This is a genomic window from Citrobacter sp. CFNIH10 (assembly GCF_002934585.1).
In the GTDB taxonomy this organism is placed as follows: Bacteria; Pseudomonadota; Gammaproteobacteria; order Enterobacterales; family Enterobacteriaceae; genus Citrobacter_A; species Citrobacter_A amalonaticus.
Map to the genome: position 1 here is coordinate 1,224,483 of NZ_CP026216.1, position 17,112 is coordinate 1,241,594.

Here is a 17,112-nt window from a genome sequence, read left to right on the forward strand (position 1 = left end):
TCATAAAAAGGGAGCCTTGGCTCCCTTAATTAAATAAGGTACATGTTGGCAAGGAAAAGTAATGAAAATAAAAGTATTATGTATCGCTATCATTTTTCATTTATGGTCGAATGAAGTTCTTGCCGACGATTTCAATTACAGTTTTATCCGTGGTGGCAGCAAAGAGGTACCAGAAGTACTAAAGAATACCGGACAAAACATCCCGGGGAACTATGTTGTCGATCTACTTTTTAATGGTTCTAAAACAGCGACCTCTGTGGAACTAACACTCAGCAATGCTGATGCAGAGCATATTTGTCTTTCGGATAAATGGTTACAGGGAAAAGGCATTTTTCTTAATAAAGAATTCTATAAACAGTATCTTAACCCCACACGCAACTGCTATCTTCTTGATAAAGAGAAGAACAGTCGGGTTAAATTTGATCCTTCCCTGCAGGAGTTGTCGATCGAGATGCCTCAGGCTGGCTTTATCGATAATAAAAAAGAAGGCGGTGCCTGGGATTATGGCAGTGCCGGTTTCAAACTCGCCTATGATGTCAATACATCAAAATCAAGTGACCAGGATCGGACAACATACGGCAATATCGAAGGCCAGATCAATATAGGCGAATGGGTTCTGCTTGGGAGAGGATACGCGTATCAGGGAGAAAAATTCCAGAGCAATAACCTGCTGTTAACGCATGCGATAAAATCGATAAAATCAGATATCCTGATTGGTAAAACCCAGTCTTACAATACCCTGAACGATGGTTTTACCTTTTATGGCGCACAGTTAAAATCCAATCAGGATATGTATCCCTGGGACTCGCAGTCTTATGCCCCGGTAATTAATGGTATTGCCAGAACACATGCCCGTGTCACCGTCGAACAAGGCGGATACACATTAAAATCGTTCGTGGTCCCACCGGGTCCATTTGTGATAAACGATCTGACCGGTGTGTATTCGGGTGACATTATTTTAAAAATTTACGAAGAGGATGGTTCGGTAAAAGAACAGCGATTCCCGGTCGCTGTGCTGCCCAATTTATTAAAACCTGGCAATTATAATTACAATATCGCGGTAGGTAGTAAAGTTGACCAATACAGTGACAAGCGTGATGATGATAGTTTATTCGCGCAGATGACCTATGATTATGGTTTTGAGCCCTTTACGCTCAATACCTCTGCACTGGTAGATAAAAACTATAACAACGTTGGTCTGGGTCTTATCCGTTCTTTCGGCTGGTTTGGTGCCGTGGCAATGAGTGGCAACCTGTCGCAGGCCAAATACCATAATGGCAAAACGATGAACGGCTTTAGCGCATCGGTGAAATATGCCCGTGCCTTAGGTGAAAACGCGAATTTACAGTTAATCGGTTATCGCTTTAACTCAGAAAATTACATTGACTACGCGGATTTTAACTATCGCTATTACAATCTGTTAAACAACAGACCCAAACAGCGGTATGAATCGATTATCACCTATCAACTCCCGGAAATGAATGTGTTCTTAAACATGTCAGCCTGGAAGGAAGATTACTGGGACAGTTCCAGTGAGGTAGGGGCAAACGTAAATCTCAGCAAGAGTTTTAATAATATATCGGTCTCTCTGAATGCCGGATATTCCAGACTGCAGGGGATGGAAAGTGATTATAACGCCGGGGTATCCCTTAGCGTACCCTTCAGCGTGTTTGATAAATCGCACTACAGCTTCTCTGGCATAAACTATGATCGTCGTAATGGCACGAATTTCAATACCGGTGTTGCGGGAAGTGTTAATTCTCGCCTGAGCTATAATGCGTCCATCAGTCAGTCACGCAACACCACAGGAAGCGCGATTTCAGCGTCTTATCTGTTTGACGAAGTTCAAACCTCGGCAAGCTATTCGCAAATGGGGAGCACTTCCAGTTCTTCCTTCCAGGTTGGCGGAAGTATTATCGGGTTACCAGATGCAGGCATTCTTTTTACGCCTGTGAAAAATGATGAAATCGCGATTGTACAAATGGAGGATGTTCCAGGCGTCAGATTTAATGGCTCCATGCCGGGCGATAAAAAAGGTCGAGCTGTTATACCGTTAACGGCTTATAACAATAACACCATTACGGTCAATGCCGACAACTTGCCACAAAGTGTCGAATTGACAGAAAACGCAATCAATGTCACGCCGACAGAAAATGCCATTATCTACAAAAAAGTGAAATACAGAAAAATTAACACGTATATCGTCAAAGTTATCGGCAGCAATGGTTTTGTTATTCCAATGGGAAGTATCGCTAAAAACGCAGACAACCAGGAAATCGGCTATGTCAACAATGGCGGAATTCTGTTAATGAATCTTGAAGATAAAGATGAAGGGATCATTTCTGTAGGTGACTGCAAATTCGATTCACGATCGCTGCATAAAGATACGGGTAAAGCACAGGAGGTTAAGTGTGGCTAAGAACAATACACTGAGAACGTTTTTCTTTTCTGCGTCACTGTTTTTATTTACGGCATCAAGTCATGCGGCGTTTGTCCTTAACAGCACACGTTATGTCTTTGATGAAAAAAGAGAGAATATCTCTGTACAGGTTGATAACCAGTCTGCTCAGGAATATGGCGGACAGATATGGATTGAAAACCAGGACCAAAACGACAAGAACGTCTATTTTGTGCCCAGCCCCACGTTCTTTAAAGTGGCCGATCAACACAAACAAATCCTGCGTATCCTGAAAATTAATAATGCGTTACCAAAAGACAAAGAATCACTTTTCTGGATCAATATCCAGGAGATCCCTAAAGCACCGAAAGAAGGTATGAATGCATTATCCATTGCGCTGCATACCCAGGTCAAAATGTTTTATCGCCCTGACGCACTGAAAGCGAAAAGGGAAAACGCCGAACAACAGATTAAAATGATAAGCAGTGAGGGCAACACCGTTCTCTGGAACGATACACCCTATTATTTTGCGATCATCAGTGTTAAACAAAACGGAACGCCTGTTAAAGTTAGTGACGATATTAAAGAAAAATTAGCTGTCTTTGCGCCAGGTGAAAAAGTTTCTCTGGGTAAGTCAATTACTAGTAGCAACCTTAGCATTGTGGCGTTTGATGATTATGGCGTTAACAAAGAGTATAAATTAAACAAATCCTGACACGTGTAAGGCTTTTATTATGTGTAAATTCATATTTGCTCTTTTCATCGCTTTATTATCTCTCTGTTCGTTACCTGCCATGGCAGCTAACTGTAGTGGAGGGACGATACTTTTTGATACTGATGCCAGTGATCATGATTACTGGGCGAATGGTTATACGTCAGCAGATAATGATCCATTGTTAATTTTGGAAGTCACCGTGCAAAATAGTATGACTTGTGATCCAGATTATACAGAGAATGCAACCAAGATGAGTAATATGGTCATGAAAATGACCAGTGGAGGGGCTTGTAAAGACTTGACCACCATAACAACACCTTATCCTGGCATTGAATGGCAATTGGAGGGTATGCATTGTAACGGCACTGATATTATCTCCAATAACGTCAAAGCCGCGCCATGGGATGGTAGAGCTAACTGGCCCGCAGGCACTGTCCTAGGTAAAGCTAAACTTGTCGTAAATGATCAATATTGGATGCAAAACATACAAACGGGTCAATATACTGTTAATATCCAGCCACCTTCGGTAGGAAATACTTTAGCAAACAGCCCAGTGGTAAATGTGAGTTCTGCTTTAGGGGGAATGATTCCTTTTATTTTTCAAGATAATGCCACCTGCTCCATGAGTCTTATTCCAGAAAATATTGACTTTGGCAAATTAACACCCAGTGACGTTAATCGAGGTTTGTATAAAGAGTTATTAGTTTCATATTCTTGCAAAAATAAAGCATTAATCAATGGTCTCTATGTCCGTTTAGACCCTGAAAATGTAGTCGATGCAGCGAATGGTATGTTTAGTGCTAATGATACTAATGGTCGCAAGTTAAACTTCCAGATAACCAGACTATACGGGTATGAACAAATTATCCCTCTCAATACTAATTATCAGCTCTATTCGCAAACACGAAACAATATTGATGATAGTGCTAGATTCAGAATCAACGTCAAACCATCAACACCGTTTCCTGCCGGGAAGGTTTCTACGTACCTGAATGTTTCGCTAATATACAGATAAGCTGGATTAATTATGCTCAGATGGTTAGCCCTTTTTTTGATACTTTTTTCAATTCACAATGCCTCTGCGTCGAAATCAGTGCAGAGAAAAGCTACGATAAACGCCGAGTTAGCCTTAAACACGTGCGCATTATCTCTCTCTCCGGCAAATCTGAATTTTCAACAAATCGGCTTTAGCCAGTTTGAAAATGACGCAACAACGCCACAGACAGTTGATCTGAATATTGCATGCAGTTGGCCTGCAACCGGGATCTCACTGAAATTTTCGCCCGCTGCAGGCGTTTCCACGAGCAGCACTAACCTAATGAAAACGGGTTTATCCGGCGTTGGGCTTGCGTTGGCATGGAAAAATGCATCCGGCACAGATTTTACGCCGCTAGAATTGAATAAGTCTTTTGTTCCCGCATCAACTGCATTAAGTAACCAAAATGAAACGCTTGGTCAGTTCCAGCTGTTGCCAAAAAAAATTCCTGAAGAAACGCTTCAGGCCGGGAATATTTCCACTAGTCTGACTGTCGAGGTAACCTATGATTGACAGGACATGTCTATTTTTTCCGTTACTGGTGGGGCTGTTAAGCGCAACAACGGCACTTAACAGTCACGCCGCACAAACGGCAAGCGTAAGTCTTCCCATTTCAATGCAGGTCACTAATCCTCAGTGCCAAATCAACAAAGGGCTTGGCCTGCCTGAAACCGTGCAACTTCCGCTGATTACCACATCAGGTGCCTTATTAGGCGATAATAATGTTGAAGTTCCCCTCGTGATTGACTGTGTCAGTGATATCACCAAATTTGAGGTTACTCTGGCTGGGGGCAGTAATTCGAAACTCACTACGTCAAATAATATGGTTGATATTACCTTGTCATGGAAGAAAGGCGGGGGTGCGGTTGAATTCGGCACGCCGGTCGAGTTGAGTAAAGCGCCTTTTCTTGTGAATCAAAAGCAGTTTGATGGCACCTTGTTGGCAAGAGTGTTTCCCCATACCGGTACAATACCGGCGGGTAATTACACCGCCAGTTTGCCGGTTACATTTACCTATTATTAGGATGGTATATACACAAGCCGGGGAACTCTCCCCGGCCTTTAAATATATTAATCAAACACCCCGTTAATAATCGCCGTGACCACGGCAGTACTGAGCGCAATCAGCACTAAATCATCCCCAACAATTTTCCATTCATAGCCAGGATAATAAGGCAGTTGCCCCAGCATGGATGCCGGTACGGTTTTTTTCGCGATGCCCGGAGGGAGCGGTTTTCCACGCGCCAGGTTTTTCGCAATGCCCGGAGGCAGAGAATCATATCCCGTCAGGCCGTAGTTCACCGCCAGATGACGCGCTGTCGCGAAACTGATGTCAGACTCGACGTGATCGGGTTTGCCGTAATTTTTACGATGATCGGAAGAAGCGTTGTTTTTCTGGGCCGAATTTCCTTTTTGCCCGTTATTTCCCTGGTTGCCCTTATTTCCATGATTGCCACTGCTGTTGCCCTGGCCGCCTCCGCCATGACCATTTCCGTTACCATTCCCCGGATTCGCCATGACCGGCGCAGCGAACAGAGAGAGTGAAACCAGTGTGGCCAGCACTGCCGTTAAACCACGACGCTTACCCATGATGTGTTCCTTCCAGATGATGTTCCACTTTGACAATAGTGCGCCGCCATCAAGTACGCAATGTCAAATATTCCTGGTTTTGCATTGGCTCGCAGGCCATTAATAAACAACCTGTTGTGTGGAGGGTAACGGCTGTGCCTTATCTGCTATCATGCCTGCAAATAGCGTCGAAAAAACACAGCCGAGGAAAACATGGGGTCCACCAGAAGAGGGATGCTGAACGTTCTGATTGCTGCCGTATTATGGGGAAGTTCCGGCGTTTGCGCGCAGTACATCATGGAGCAAAGCCAGATGTCGTCGCCATTTCTGACCATGACGCGTCTGATCTTCGCCGGACTCATTCTGCTGATGCTCTCCTTTGTCCACGGCGACAAAATTTTTTCCCTTTTCAAAGACCGCAAAGACGCTCTGAGTCTGCTGATATTTTCTGTCGTCGGCGCGCTGACCGTACAACTCACCTTCCTGCTGACCATCGAAAAGTCCAACGCCGCGACCGCCACCGTGCTGCAATTTCTGTCTCCGACGATTATCGTGGCGTGGTTCGCGCTGGTACGTAAGGCCCGTCCCGGCGTATTGGTGCTGACGGCAATCCTCACCTCCCTGATCGGCACCTTTTTACTGGTAACGCACGGCAACCCTACTTCGCTGTCAATTTCACCCGCCGCGCTGTTCTGGGGGATCGCCTCCGCATTTGCCGCCGCGTTTTATACCACCTACCCGTCAACGCTGATTGCACGTTACGGCACTTTGCCGATTGTCGGCTGGAGTATGTTAATCGGCGGGATGATCCTGCTGCCGTTTTACGCTGGAGAGGGCACGGATTTCGTGGTGAATGGCAGCCTGATTCTGGCGTTTTTCTACCTGGTGGTGATCGGCACGTCACTGACGTTCAGCCTGTATCTGAAGGGGGCGCAGATGATTGGCGGGCCGAAAGCGAGCATTTTAAGCTGTGCCGAACCGCTGAGCAGCGCGTTGCTGTCATTGCTCTTGTTGGGCATTACCTTCACGCTGCCGGACTGGCTGGGCACACTGCTGATTCTGTCGTCCGTGGTATTGATCTCGATGGATTCTCGCCGCCGCGCCAGAACCGTTTGACATCACTGGCGCGGCAACGCTCATCTTACCAACCCGGCACCGCGCCGCCGTTAAAGATTTTCTCCGCCGCTTTGGCGACTTCCGGCGACTGATAGGACTGCAAAAACTCCTTCACGTTTTGCGCGTCTTTGTTGTCTTCCCGCCCCACCAGAATGTTCACGTACGGCGAATTTTTATCTTCGATAAACACACTGTCATGAACCGGAGAAAGCCCGGTTTGCTGAATGTAGGTCGTGCTGATGATCGCTACATCGACTTTCGGGTCGTCAAGTACTCGCGGCAGCTGCGCGCCTTCCAGTTCCATAATCTGCAAGTGACGCGGATTATCGGTGATATCCAGCGCCGTCGGCAGCAGACCTTTCCCTTCTTTCAGGGTAATCAGCTTCTCTTTTTGCAGCAGCAGAAGCGCGCGTCCCAGATTAGTCGGATCGTTCGGGATCGCCACCGTCGCGCCCTCTTTCAGTTGATCCACCGTTTTAATTTTTTTCGAATAGCCTGCCATCGGGAAGACAAAAGTATTCCCTACCGCCACCAGCTTATAGTTGTGCGCCTGGTTATCCTGCTCAAGGAACGGACGATGCTGGAAAACGTTGGCATCCAGTTCGCCGTGGTTGGTGGCGTCATTCGGCAACAGCGAGCCGCTGAAACCGACCAGCTCAACGTCGAGGCCGTACTTCTCTTTCGCCACTTTTTTGGCGACTTCCGCGACATCCTGCTCGGCGCCGTTAATCACACCCACTTTAATGTGCTTTGCATCGCTGCTCTGCTGATCGCACCCGACCAGCAACAATCCCGCCAGCAGTACCGCCGCCCCTGTCCGTAAATGAGGTATCGTCAATTTCACATTTTTATCCTTTTGAAATAACCGCCTGATGAGTAATGAAATGACTATAGCGGGAAGGGCACGGCGGTTTAAAAACCGAAAAGGTATCAATAAGAAGAAAAAGGCATAAAGGGAGAATATGCGAAAATCCTGATGGCGCTGCGCTGACCACACGCAGCGCCATTCGGCTCAGACCAGCGCTTTGATGATGTCCATTAACCTGACGATATCTTCAGGACGTGTATTCCCGGTTTGCGGATCGATAATCGAACTGTACACATGCGGCATCACGCGCGGCACTCCCGCCTCCAGGCAGGTCTGCAATATGACGCCGAAATTATCCAGATCGATACCGCCGGTCGGTTCAATCAGCGTCATGCCGTTACGCGCCGCGCTGCTCGCCAGTACGTACAGCTCCGGCAGCGACTTCTCCCCGCCCAACGGAAAGAATTTGGCCGCGTGCGCCCCCATATCCTGCATCATCCGCACGGCGGCATCGCAGGAGACACGCGCGGGTGTCCCCTTGCTGCTGCTGACGCCGGTGGAAATCAACACGTCACCAGGCGTTCCCGTCGGGCTGACCAGCGCATTGATATGGGTCTGTTCTCCCCCCGTCGCCGCCAGCGCGCCTGCGGCAAAACCGCTGCCGGTAAAGGTCTGGTTGACGTGCGCCGGATGAACCTTTGCGGCAATCATCGCCGCCTTGTAATACTGCGCCGGATCGCCCGCCCCCAGCCCGACCGAAATCGACGGCACGTCCGCCATCCAGCGCTTCACCTCCAGAACGCCTTCGTCGACCGACGAAAATTGCGCAGACAGGATGCCAATCACCGCGTGTCCCTCGGCGGCGTCATAGATTTCCCTGGCGTTAGCGATATCTTTCGCCAGCACGTTAATCGCCACACGCTGACGATAAAAATTAATCTGCTGCATGTTCTGCAATCTCCTTAAGTCGCGCCACAATCAACGCCATTTCCCCCTCAGCGACCGTACGTGGGTCGAGGCTGAATACGCCCTGATGGAGGTTATAGCGCCGTGCGTAAATGGCGATATCGCCACTTCGCAGTTGGGCTTCGACGTCGCGCGCGTCCAGACCAAACACCTGCGCATCAACCCGAACGCGAATGCGCCAGATGGCACGCCCGGCTTCGTCCTGCTCGATATCGGCGGTCAGCCCGCGAATGGCCGAAATCGCCTCCACCGTCGGTTGCAACTGCTCGGCGGTCACCACGGTCTGCCCCTGGTGATAATTTTCCAGCGCATACACCAGCCCGACCATGTTCTCCTTGCCGATTTTCATCGCTCTGGCAATCCCGTGATGTTGCGCTTTACAGGCGGCGATCCACGTTTTATTGCCGGTGATAAACCCGGAGGTCGGCGCATTGAAGGCTTTCGCCCCGCTGTAGATAACCATGTCCGCCCCGCTCGCCACCCAGGCGTGTAAATCCTCCTCGGCGGCGGCATCGACAATCAGCGGCAGGTTGTGGATCTGCGCCACTTGTACAAAGTCGTCAATGCTGAGCATGCCTTTTTGCACGCAGTGGTGAGATTTCACATACAGCAGTGCGGCGGTCTCGTCAGTAATGGCGCTCTCCAGTTGCCAGCGTGCGGCCAGGTTACTCGAACCGACTTCCACAACGCGCCCACCGCCCAGACGAATGGCGCTGGTAATCGGCGCGCCGTAATCCACGTTATGACCGCGCAGCATCACTACCTCGTTGGCCATTCCGCTACTGTCCGGCATCAGCGACACGCGAAGCGGGTCGCCACGAGTAATGGCGGCGGCAACGGCAATGGCAATCCCTGCCGAGGCGCAGGAGGTCACGTAGCTGTCCTGCGCGCCGGTAAAGCGGGAAACCAGTTCACCGGTTCGGTCCACCAGCTTGTCGATCTCAACAAAGGCCGAGGCCGCGCGCGCCGTGGCCTGCATCACCTCCGGCGCGACGCTGGAGACGCCAAGAATCGTCATCTTGCCGCAGGCGTTAATCACCTGTTTTAGCCCCAGCTGTTGATAAATATTCTCTGTCATGGCTTACAACACTCCCAGCAGCGAACACACCACGCTCAGCGCCACAATCGACAGCAGAATGGTGGTGTAACGCGGACCCTTTTTCACCAGGAAGATATAGATGGCAAACACCGCCGCCAGCGGCAGCAGGCCTGGCGCGATAGAGTCAAGGATCTGCTGCACGACCACTTCAGAACCCTTCAGGGCGCTGATTTTCAACGGTGTGGTGATCTTGACGTAGCTTGCCGACAGCGCGCCCATCATGATCAACCCCAGCACGTTCGCGCCGTAGATCAGTTCTTTGATTCGTCCTCCCTGCAATAACCCAACGATAGAATCACGTCCCAGGGTGTAGCCTTTGTGGATAAGACCGTAGCTGATCGCCAGGGTAATCGCCGGATAGAGGATCAGCGGCGCAATACCGCCAAACGCGCTGCCATTGGCGGCGAAAGGGATGAAAATCGCAATCAGCAGCGGCATGACGGCGGCCCAGACAATGGAGTCGCCCATCCCGGCCAGCGGCCCCATCAGACCGGTTTTAATCCCGGTAATTGAGGCATCGCTGATCGGCTCGCCGCGCGTTTTTTGCTCTTCCATAGCGATGGAAATCCCCTGGATCACCGCGCCAAATGTTTGCTCAGAGTTGAAGAAGTTCAGGTGCCGTTTCAGCGCCTCCACCTGTTCCTCTTTTTGCGGGTAGAGCTTTTTGATGATCGGTGTCATCGAGGCGCAGAAAATCAGGCTCTGCAGACGTTCATAAGAGTTGGAGACTTCCGCGCCCAGCCAGTAGATAAACCACGCTTTAGTGATATCCGCTTTGGTTAACGCCCCGGTCGTCCGTGCGCGCTCAACCAGTTCATGCTGCATTACGTCGCTGCTCATCATGCTGCTCCTTCATTTTTCGCCAGGCCTTTAATCAGGAAGGCCACACAGGTACCGAAGATCGCCATCGCCATGATGTCTACCTTGAGGTACAGCACCGCGAAGAATCCGCCGATAAACCACGGCAGCAGGCTCTTTTTACCGATCACCATAATGGTGATTGCGAAGCCCAGCGCCGGCAGGATCCCGCCCATGATTTCAAAGGAGTGGGTCAGCCAGTGCGGCATCAGTTTGAGGAAACTTTCCACCACGTCCTGACCGAAGTAGTTCGCGGCAAACACCACCGGGAAACGCAGCGCCAGTCCGAGTAACGCCGGGTAGAGGAACGCACAGCGCATAATGCCCGACATGTTCGCTGTTTCCGCGTGCTTATCAGCCATATGCACCCAGGCGGCGTTCAGGGTACGACGCAACTGGTCAAGGAAGACGCCGATTACGCCGAAGGGGATCGCCAGCGCAATGGCCAGGTTCGGATCCATCCCGGCTTTCACCGCGATGGGAATCGAGATACAGGCCGCCAGCGCCGGATCTGACGGCACGTTACCGCCAGGCGTGGAGGTCACGCCGAGATAAACGAGCTGCATCCCGGCACCGATAATCATCGCAGTCTGCATATTGCCAAGCAGCAGCCCGACGAAAACAGCCACCACCACCGGCTGAAGCAGCATGGCAGAGAAGGTGTAGCCAAGGCGTAAGCGGGCAAACCAGTAATACAACCCCATGAGGCTTGCAAAAACTAAGGTATCCATAGTGTTATCCCATTATCAGAGAATTAGAATTTTTTCAGGATATCGTCCAGCGACTGCGGTTTATCTTCCGGGATAGTCTGGAAGAACACCTGAATCCCACGACTTTTCAGGTCGTTCAGAATGCCAACGTCTTTTTCATCGAGCGTAATGTTCTGGAATACCGCTTTGCGGTTCGGTCCACCGCCCAGCCCCCCCACCTGAATCGTGGAGACATCAAACCCCTGTTGTACGGCCTGCTGAATCGCCGCCAGAGAAGGGAACAGCACCAGCACATTGCCGTCGCCCAGTTGGTTCTCTTGCCATGAGGCGGCAAAGCTCAGGTTGCTGTAGCAGTCCACTTTGATGTTCGGCGGCGCGGCCATCAGGTAGATGTTTTTCATAAACGGATCGGCATCCAGTTCATCGCTGACCACCGCGATGCGGTTGGCCTGGGACTGCCCGACCCACTTCGTCACCACCTGTCCGTGGATCAGTCGGCTATCGATACGACATAACACGATGTTTGCCATGATGATTTTCCTTATTGTGATTGTTGTAATTGACGGACGTGAGCGACAACGTCCAGGCAACTGCTGCGTCCGGCGTCCACCAGTTCGCTGACGCAGGTAGTCAGTGAACCGTGTTCACGTCTGTCCAGCGCTTCCAGCAGCAGTGATGCGTTGAGTCCGGAAACGACCGCCACCGGATAATCCGCACTCAGCCGCGCCGCCACGTTGGATGTCGTGCCGCCCACAAAATCGGTCAGAATCAGTGAGCCTTCCGGCATGGTTTTCACCACGTCTTCAACACGCTGATAAAACTCGCCCAACGTATCGACGGGCATCAGCGCAATTTCCGTCACGCCTTTAATTTCGCCCATCACCATGCGCAGGCTGTTACAAAGCTGTTGTCCCCAGCCGCCATGGGTCAGCAGCAGAATGTCGGGCAACGGTTGAGTGGTAGTCAAAATGGCCTCCTGGCGCGATTACATTTACACGCAAGGAAAGAGCAAAGGCTGTGCCAGTATTTGTGTCACACGAGGGGGAAAGGAGAGCGGGCAAGGCGCAACGCCTCGCCCGTTAAGGGATCAGCTATAAAGCAGTTCGTAGATATAAAAATATTCCGCATCCGATAACCGGATGGCATAGGCCTCTTCGATCGGCAGAAACGCAGATTTAATGACACTAAACGCGCGGGGATCCAGATTCGGTTTGTTTTCCAGCGCCATCTGTAACGGTTTACGGTTGATCACGATACGCTCAACCATGCAACAGCAGTGGATCAGGAAGCGTAGTGTCACCTGGCGACTGGGTTTGAGGGAAAGCGCAGTCGTCAGATGGTTAAGCACGCCCTCCATCTCTTTCAGAATGCGCTGCGGGTTGAGCACTGAAATATGATTGATGATGCTCTCCATGGTCAGCGCGCTGATAAAGCGCATCGCGCTGCGCTCCATCTCCAGACGGCGCTCGGCGCTGGAGAGATCCGGCGTCAGCAGGCTTAACACCAGCTCCGGCCCCTGCTCAGAGAACAGTTCTTCCAGCGAGATAAACGGAATATCCGGCAGTCCGGGCTGGAAAGTCCCGACAATCCCCGCCAGTCGCTCATTGGCATTCAGCGCCTGCTGGACACGTTCGAGACTGCGCACGTCGTTGTAATCGAGGATCACCATTCGCGTGTCCTGCGACATCAGTTCGCCGAAGCTCTCCTCGAGCACTTTTTTAATTTTTTCCGCCGTTCCCATGCCGGTAATGCAGGAAACGACCAGCACTTTGCCGCCGTTTTCCTGCTGCGGCGTACACAGCTGGCAGGGGATATTTTTGCTCTGCATCAGCGCCGCCAATTGGGGTAAATCGCTGGTTTCGTAACTTAAATCCAGCCCAACCTCCAGCAGACTGGTCAGCGTGATGTTGGGCATCAGCAGTACGTCTATCTGAAATAACTTGCTGATCGTACTGCCGAAATGTACCAGTGAACCGATGTCGACCATCAGGATCAGCCGCTGATAGCGTTGGGTCTGAATAATCTGGGTCAGCGTTTCCAGCGTGTCATGTACCGACTGCTCAAACGGCATGTCGACTGCGCTGAACAGGTCGCGTTCCAGTACACGGTTAACATACTGCGCCATGCTGGTCGCGGTGGTCGCGCCGTGAGCGACCAGAATCACCCCGCAATCCGGACTGGCATCAATGCGCTGGCGGTAATGACGACACTCTTTCAGGAACAGGCACAGCCAGACCACTTCCGTCGCCGGGCACTGAATATGCAGCAGTTCATTAATTTTGCGGCACAGCAGCGTGGCGTTATCGTATTCATCTTTGCAGCGATCGAGGATCAGACTGGAAGAGTAGAGCTGGGGAATCAACCCGCGCTGGACGTAGCCAATCAGCGCCAGGAAGTGCTTGCGCAGCGGATTCACCAGGTTTTCCGGCAGCGTAAACGTAAGCACCTGTTCCACGCAGCCGATCAACAGCGTCACGCGTTCTTCGATTTGATCGCCATAACGCGGTGGATGCGCCACGCTATCGCGACTGTAGAGGCCATATTCGAAAATCGAGCTGAGCTTGTTTTTCAGGATAGCCAGTGTTTCCGCCGGCGGGACATTACTGTTGCGCAGATTGACATATTCACGGGTCAGGAAGCTGTAAAACAGATCGCTCTCTTCGATTTCCGCCCCGGTCGCCAGCGACGTTTTCAGCGCCGGTAACGTGCGCGCATCAATGTTCAGCCGCTCTTTCCCTTCAAACAAGGCATCGACCAACAGGCGCTGTTCCGGCGTGGCGTGAAACGGTATCTCCGCCAGCCGTTTATCCAGTTGTAGTGTGTCATTATGTTCCGTCATTCCTGACGCCCACGCCTGGGCGCACAGGAACTGGATATCACTCTTCAACTGACCAATGTTGCCCTCCAGCGGTTTGTTCAACAGCCAGAGCAGTAGCGTTTTGTCGATGCTGACCGTGCGCTCGATTTTGCGACTTTCACGCTGCAGGAAACCAACAATCAGCTCCACTTGTTCTTCAATCGATCGCTGACGAATCCCCGGCAAATCGATGCTTACCTGAATGCGTCGCTGGAAGGTACGCAACAGCGACGAATTCGCCGGTTCCGTGGTGGCGCAAATCAGCCGTACCGAGATCGAACGCGCCTTACTGCTGTCCCCCAGCGGACGGTACTCACCCTTATCAAGAATAGAGAACAGTTTTTCCTGACCTTCGTAGGGCAGACGGTGCACTTCATCGAGCAGCAAATAGCCGCCGTCTGCCTGCTCAACCAGACCGGGTTTATTCTCGTTCGCGCCGGTAAATGCCCCCTGACGATGGCCAAACAGGTGGGAAGAGAGCAGTTCCGGGTTATGGGCGTACTCGGCGCAGTTAAAGTAGACCAGCGGCGGTGGGGAACCGGCGGACTTTTCGCAGGCGAAGCGGTGCATCAGTTCGGCAAAAAAGGTTTTCCCCACGCCAGATGGGCCGGTCAGCAGTACGTGCAAACCTTGCGGATAGAGCACGGCGGCGCGGCCTTTTTCAACCGCATCGCGCAGGCTGCGGTCATAGCCAATCAGGCCGGTGAAAGGATCGTCGTCGCCCGTATTTTCCGTTTGCGGAAGCAGGTCAGCCACCGAGCGCACCTCGCGCTCGCTACTCTCCAGTTTGCGACCCAGCAATGTCTCCAGCGTCTGGCGGTGCAGGAAGAACACCGGACGCCCCCGGCTTTTAATCGCCAGACCGTCATTCCACAGTTGGTTGAGATCTTTACTGACCGAGTTGCGCGCCAGCCCCAGGTTGAAGCCAATCGCCTCCGCAGTGAACGCCGTCTCCTGCGCCAAATCGGCACGATCCAGCCCACGCGTCAGCCTTTCAAGCTCTCCCAGTACGATCTCGATCCGTCTCATCTTTTTACCGCTTAAGAATTAAATGATTGTTCAGAACATACACTATTCTGCTATGCAAGAAAGTGAATCGGCGTCCAGACGTCACGGTGAATGCCTCCGGTCATCAAAATGTTTTCGATAAATAATGCCGGGCAGCCCCTTTTTCCGGGAAGTCTTCAAGGGTCAGTTGCAGTTGATAACCGTTCTTCTGGTAGAACGGCAGCGCCTGAAAACTCAGGGTATCGACCAGCGCATGGAGACAACCTCTTTCGCGAGCGGCGTGCTCTGCGGCCTGGATTAGCTGGCTACCGTAACCGCCTTTACGCAGGGATTCATGCATCCATAAAAAATCAATGCTCAACCATTCCCCTTTGATTTTGCCAATCAATCCCCCCCGGATTTTCTGCTGCTCGTCACGCCAGTAAACCGCCAGATCGCCAAAATTTCTCGTTTGCAGAAACTGAAAATTGTAAGCGCGCAATCCGGTGAGCAGTGCATTTTGATCGTCTTCGGTAACGGTATCGGTAATTTGTATCTGCATTCTATCCTCCTGAAAAAATACAACTTTTGGCTGAAGCCTTTTCCAACTTTCGCACGGGCTGCTGAGAGAGTCGTACACCATCTACACTTACTCTTGAAATGATGCGCATCGACTACAAGGATTATTACCATGAAACGAGCCGTTTTACCGATCATTGCCGCCCTTTTCTTGATGCCAACGCTGGCGCAGGCCGACTCGCCTTACGGCGCACTGCAATCCGTGCACGAAAAAAATACGATACTCAACGATTTACGCAAAATGTGTACGCCGCAAGGTTCGCCTTCAGACGAGGCGTGGGAAAAAACGATCATGGCGAATGAAGGCAATCAGCAGCACATCCGCGAGGCGGCGGTGGCGATGGAAAGGAACAATCAGAGCAACTACTGGGAAGCGCTCGGTAAGGTGGAATGCCCGGATATGTAGCGTGAAGCCTATGCCTCACGCCCGTTAATTAGCTTACCGCTGGCGAACATCCGGAATGATGAGGTCGCCGCGCAGCACATACGATCCCAACATGCTCTGCGTTTTTTCATTCAGCCAGCTGACAATCCGCGCCGCCATCGCATCCATGGAGTATTCGATTGCCGGGATGGTCGGGATCCCCGGCAGATGCAGCGAACCGGCGAGGCTGAAGATCATAATATCTTCCGGAACCGACTTATTAAACGCCTGCAATTGTGGGATCACCCGCTGAGCCTGCTGCTCATCCGCCACCAGCAGGGCGTTAAAGTTGAGCGTGGAGGCGTTATTCAACAACTCCTGTAGCGCGACCGAGGAAGAGGTGGCTTCCATAAACACCAGGTTACGGTTAAAGGGCAGGAAGTTCTTCTCCAGCGCGTGTTTGTAGCCGAGCAGTACCTGTTCGGAGAATCCCATCCCTTCAGGATGAATGAGGGCAATCTGCCGTCGATTCTGGCTAATCAGATAGTTACAGGCCGTTTCGGTGGCAAAGCTGTGGTCAAACTGAATACTGGTCACATCATCGCCCGCTTCCAGGCAATCCACCAGAATGACGTTTTCCTGGCTGATATTCAGCGGGAAACGCGCCCCAATAATCAGCACATCGTCACACAGGCCACAACTTAATTCATCAAGGGCGCTCATCACCTCTGCTTTGGTGTTGGCAAAGCGGAGCAACAGATGCTTTTGGTGCTGGCTCAGATGTTTTTCCAGTGCGTAAAGGTAGCCCGTCGTCTGGTTAATGTTGTCCTGCGCGCAAATCACGCCAATGCAACCGGTGCTCTGGCTGAGTAATGACTGGGCAATCACATTCGGACGATAGTTCAGTTCATCCACCGCCTTTAACACGGCAAGACGACTGGCTTCCTTCACACCACGCGATCCGCTCAACACGCGCGACACCGTGGCTTTAGACACGCCAGCCAAACGCGATACATCGTTGATAGTAGACATCATTCTCCCCTGACAGAG

General features: G+C 51.3%; 18 protein-coding genes. 7 read left to right on the forward strand and 11 right to left on the reverse strand.

Annotation, left to right across the window (positions count from 1 at the left end; translation table 11 throughout):
* Positions 1-61: 61 nt before the first annotated feature.
* From pefC to C2U53_RS09365, 5 genes are read left to right on the forward strand one after another with little or no spacing between them, the layout of a single operon-like run.
* Positions 62-2,419, forward strand: a complete 2,358-nt coding sequence (gene pefC, locus C2U53_RS09345; protein WP_104445836.1) for a PefC/AfrB family outer membrane usher protein — start codon at positions 62-64, stop codon at positions 2,417-2,419.
* The gene (locus C2U53_RS09350) at positions 2,412-3,113 is read left to right on the forward strand and encodes a fimbrial chaperone (RefSeq protein WP_104445837.1); all 702 of its coding nucleotides are present in this window, start codon (positions 2,412-2,414) and stop codon (positions 3,111-3,113) included. Before pefC ends, C2U53_RS09350 begins: the two co-directional genes overlap by 8 nt.
* 19 nt (positions 3,114-3,132) lie before the next feature.
* Positions 3,133-4,128 (forward strand): fimbrial protein, encoded by a 996-nt coding sequence (locus C2U53_RS09355; RefSeq protein ID WP_104445838.1) that lies wholly within the window; start codon positions 3,133-3,135, stop codon positions 4,126-4,128.
* Positions 4,129-4,140: 12 nt separating this feature from the next.
* Positions 4,141-4,662, forward strand: a complete 522-nt coding sequence (locus C2U53_RS09360) for a fimbrial protein (protein ID WP_104445839.1) — start codon at positions 4,141-4,143, stop codon at positions 4,660-4,662.
* Positions 4,655-5,173, forward strand: a complete 519-nt coding sequence (locus C2U53_RS09365; RefSeq protein ID WP_104445840.1) for a fimbrial protein — start codon at positions 4,655-4,657, stop codon at positions 5,171-5,173. The genes C2U53_RS09360 and C2U53_RS09365 overlap by 8 nt, the downstream gene beginning before the upstream one ends.
* A 47-nt stretch (positions 5,174-5,220) precedes the next feature.
* Here C2U53_RS09365 and C2U53_RS09370 read toward each other — a convergent pair whose 3' ends face one another.
* On the reverse strand, positions 5,221-5,739 hold the full coding sequence (locus C2U53_RS09370) for an anti-virulence regulator CigR family protein (protein WP_104445841.1): 519 nt from the start codon (positions 5,737-5,739) through the stop codon (positions 5,221-5,223).
* A 192-nt stretch (positions 5,740-5,931) separates the two neighbouring features.
* Between C2U53_RS09370 and C2U53_RS09375 the strand changes: the two genes are divergently transcribed.
* Positions 5,932-6,834, forward strand: coding sequence for a carboxylate/amino acid/amine transporter (locus C2U53_RS09375; RefSeq protein WP_044263588.1), 903 nt, complete (start codon positions 5,932-5,934; stop codon positions 6,832-6,834).
* A 25-nt stretch (positions 6,835-6,859) separates the two neighbouring features.
* Here C2U53_RS09375 and nlpA read toward each other — a convergent pair whose 3' ends face one another.
* From nlpA to C2U53_RS09420, 9 genes are all read right to left on the reverse strand, one after another.
* Positions 6,860-7,678, reverse strand: coding sequence for a lipoprotein NlpA (nlpA, locus tag C2U53_RS09380; RefSeq protein ID WP_104445842.1), 819 nt, complete (start codon positions 7,676-7,678; stop codon positions 6,860-6,862).
* A gap of 168 nt (positions 7,679-7,846) precedes the next feature.
* Positions 7,847-8,590, reverse strand: a complete 744-nt coding sequence (locus tag C2U53_RS09385) for a 2-dehydro-3-deoxy-phosphogluconate aldolase (protein ID WP_104445843.1) — start codon at positions 8,588-8,590, stop codon at positions 7,847-7,849.
* The gene (dgaE, locus tag C2U53_RS09390) at positions 8,577-9,686 is read right to left on the reverse strand and encodes a D-glucosaminate-6-phosphate ammonia lyase (RefSeq protein ID WP_044263591.1); all 1,110 of its coding nucleotides are present in this window, start codon (positions 9,684-9,686) and stop codon (positions 8,577-8,579) included. The genes C2U53_RS09385 and dgaE overlap by 14 nt, the downstream gene beginning before the upstream one ends.
* A gap of 3 nt (positions 9,687-9,689) precedes the next feature.
* Positions 9,690-10,550 carry a PTS system mannose/fructose/sorbose family transporter subunit IID gene (locus C2U53_RS09395; RefSeq protein ID WP_161215577.1) on the reverse strand — a complete coding sequence of 287 codons (861 nt, stop codon included), beginning with the start codon at positions 10,548-10,550 and terminating at the stop codon, positions 9,690-9,692.
* Complete coding sequence (locus C2U53_RS09400) at positions 10,547-11,296, reverse strand: PTS sugar transporter subunit IIC (protein WP_042323417.1); 750 nt, start codon at positions 11,294-11,296, stop codon at positions 10,547-10,549. Before C2U53_RS09400 ends, C2U53_RS09395 begins: the two co-directional genes overlap by 4 nt.
* 23 nt (positions 11,297-11,319) lie before the next feature.
* Positions 11,320-11,805: a PTS system mannose/fructose/N-acetylgalactosamine-transporter subunit IIB gene (locus tag C2U53_RS09405; protein ID WP_044328028.1), complete on the reverse strand. Its 486-nt coding sequence runs from the start codon at positions 11,803-11,805 to the stop codon at positions 11,320-11,322.
* A gap of 11 nt (positions 11,806-11,816) precedes the next feature.
* Complete coding sequence (locus C2U53_RS09410; RefSeq protein ID WP_042998687.1) at positions 11,817-12,242, reverse strand: PTS sugar transporter subunit IIA; 426 nt, start codon at positions 12,240-12,242, stop codon at positions 11,817-11,819.
* Positions 12,243-12,362: 120 nt separating this feature from the next.
* Positions 12,363-15,161: a transcriptional regulator DagR gene (gene dagR / locus C2U53_RS09415; protein ID WP_044254535.1), complete on the reverse strand. Its 2,799-nt coding sequence runs from the start codon at positions 15,159-15,161 to the stop codon at positions 12,363-12,365.
* A gap of 103 nt (positions 15,162-15,264) precedes the next feature.
* Entirely contained in the window at positions 15,265-15,681 is a 417-nt protein-coding gene (locus C2U53_RS09420; RefSeq protein WP_044254537.1) for a GNAT family N-acetyltransferase, read from the reverse strand.
* Positions 15,682-15,810: 129 nt separating this feature from the next.
* Between C2U53_RS09420 and C2U53_RS09425 the strand changes: the two genes are divergently transcribed.
* Positions 15,811-16,104: a YicS family protein gene (locus C2U53_RS09425; RefSeq protein WP_042998690.1), complete on the forward strand. Its 294-nt coding sequence runs from the start codon at positions 15,811-15,813 to the stop codon at positions 16,102-16,104.
* A 33-nt stretch (positions 16,105-16,137) separates the two neighbouring features.
* Here C2U53_RS09425 and C2U53_RS09430 read toward each other — a convergent pair whose 3' ends face one another.
* Positions 16,138-17,094 carry a LacI family DNA-binding transcriptional regulator gene (locus C2U53_RS09430; protein ID WP_042998691.1) on the reverse strand — a complete coding sequence of 319 codons (957 nt, stop codon included), beginning with the start codon at positions 17,092-17,094 and terminating at the stop codon, positions 16,138-16,140.
* Between the last annotated feature and the right edge of the window lie 18 nt (positions 17,095-17,112).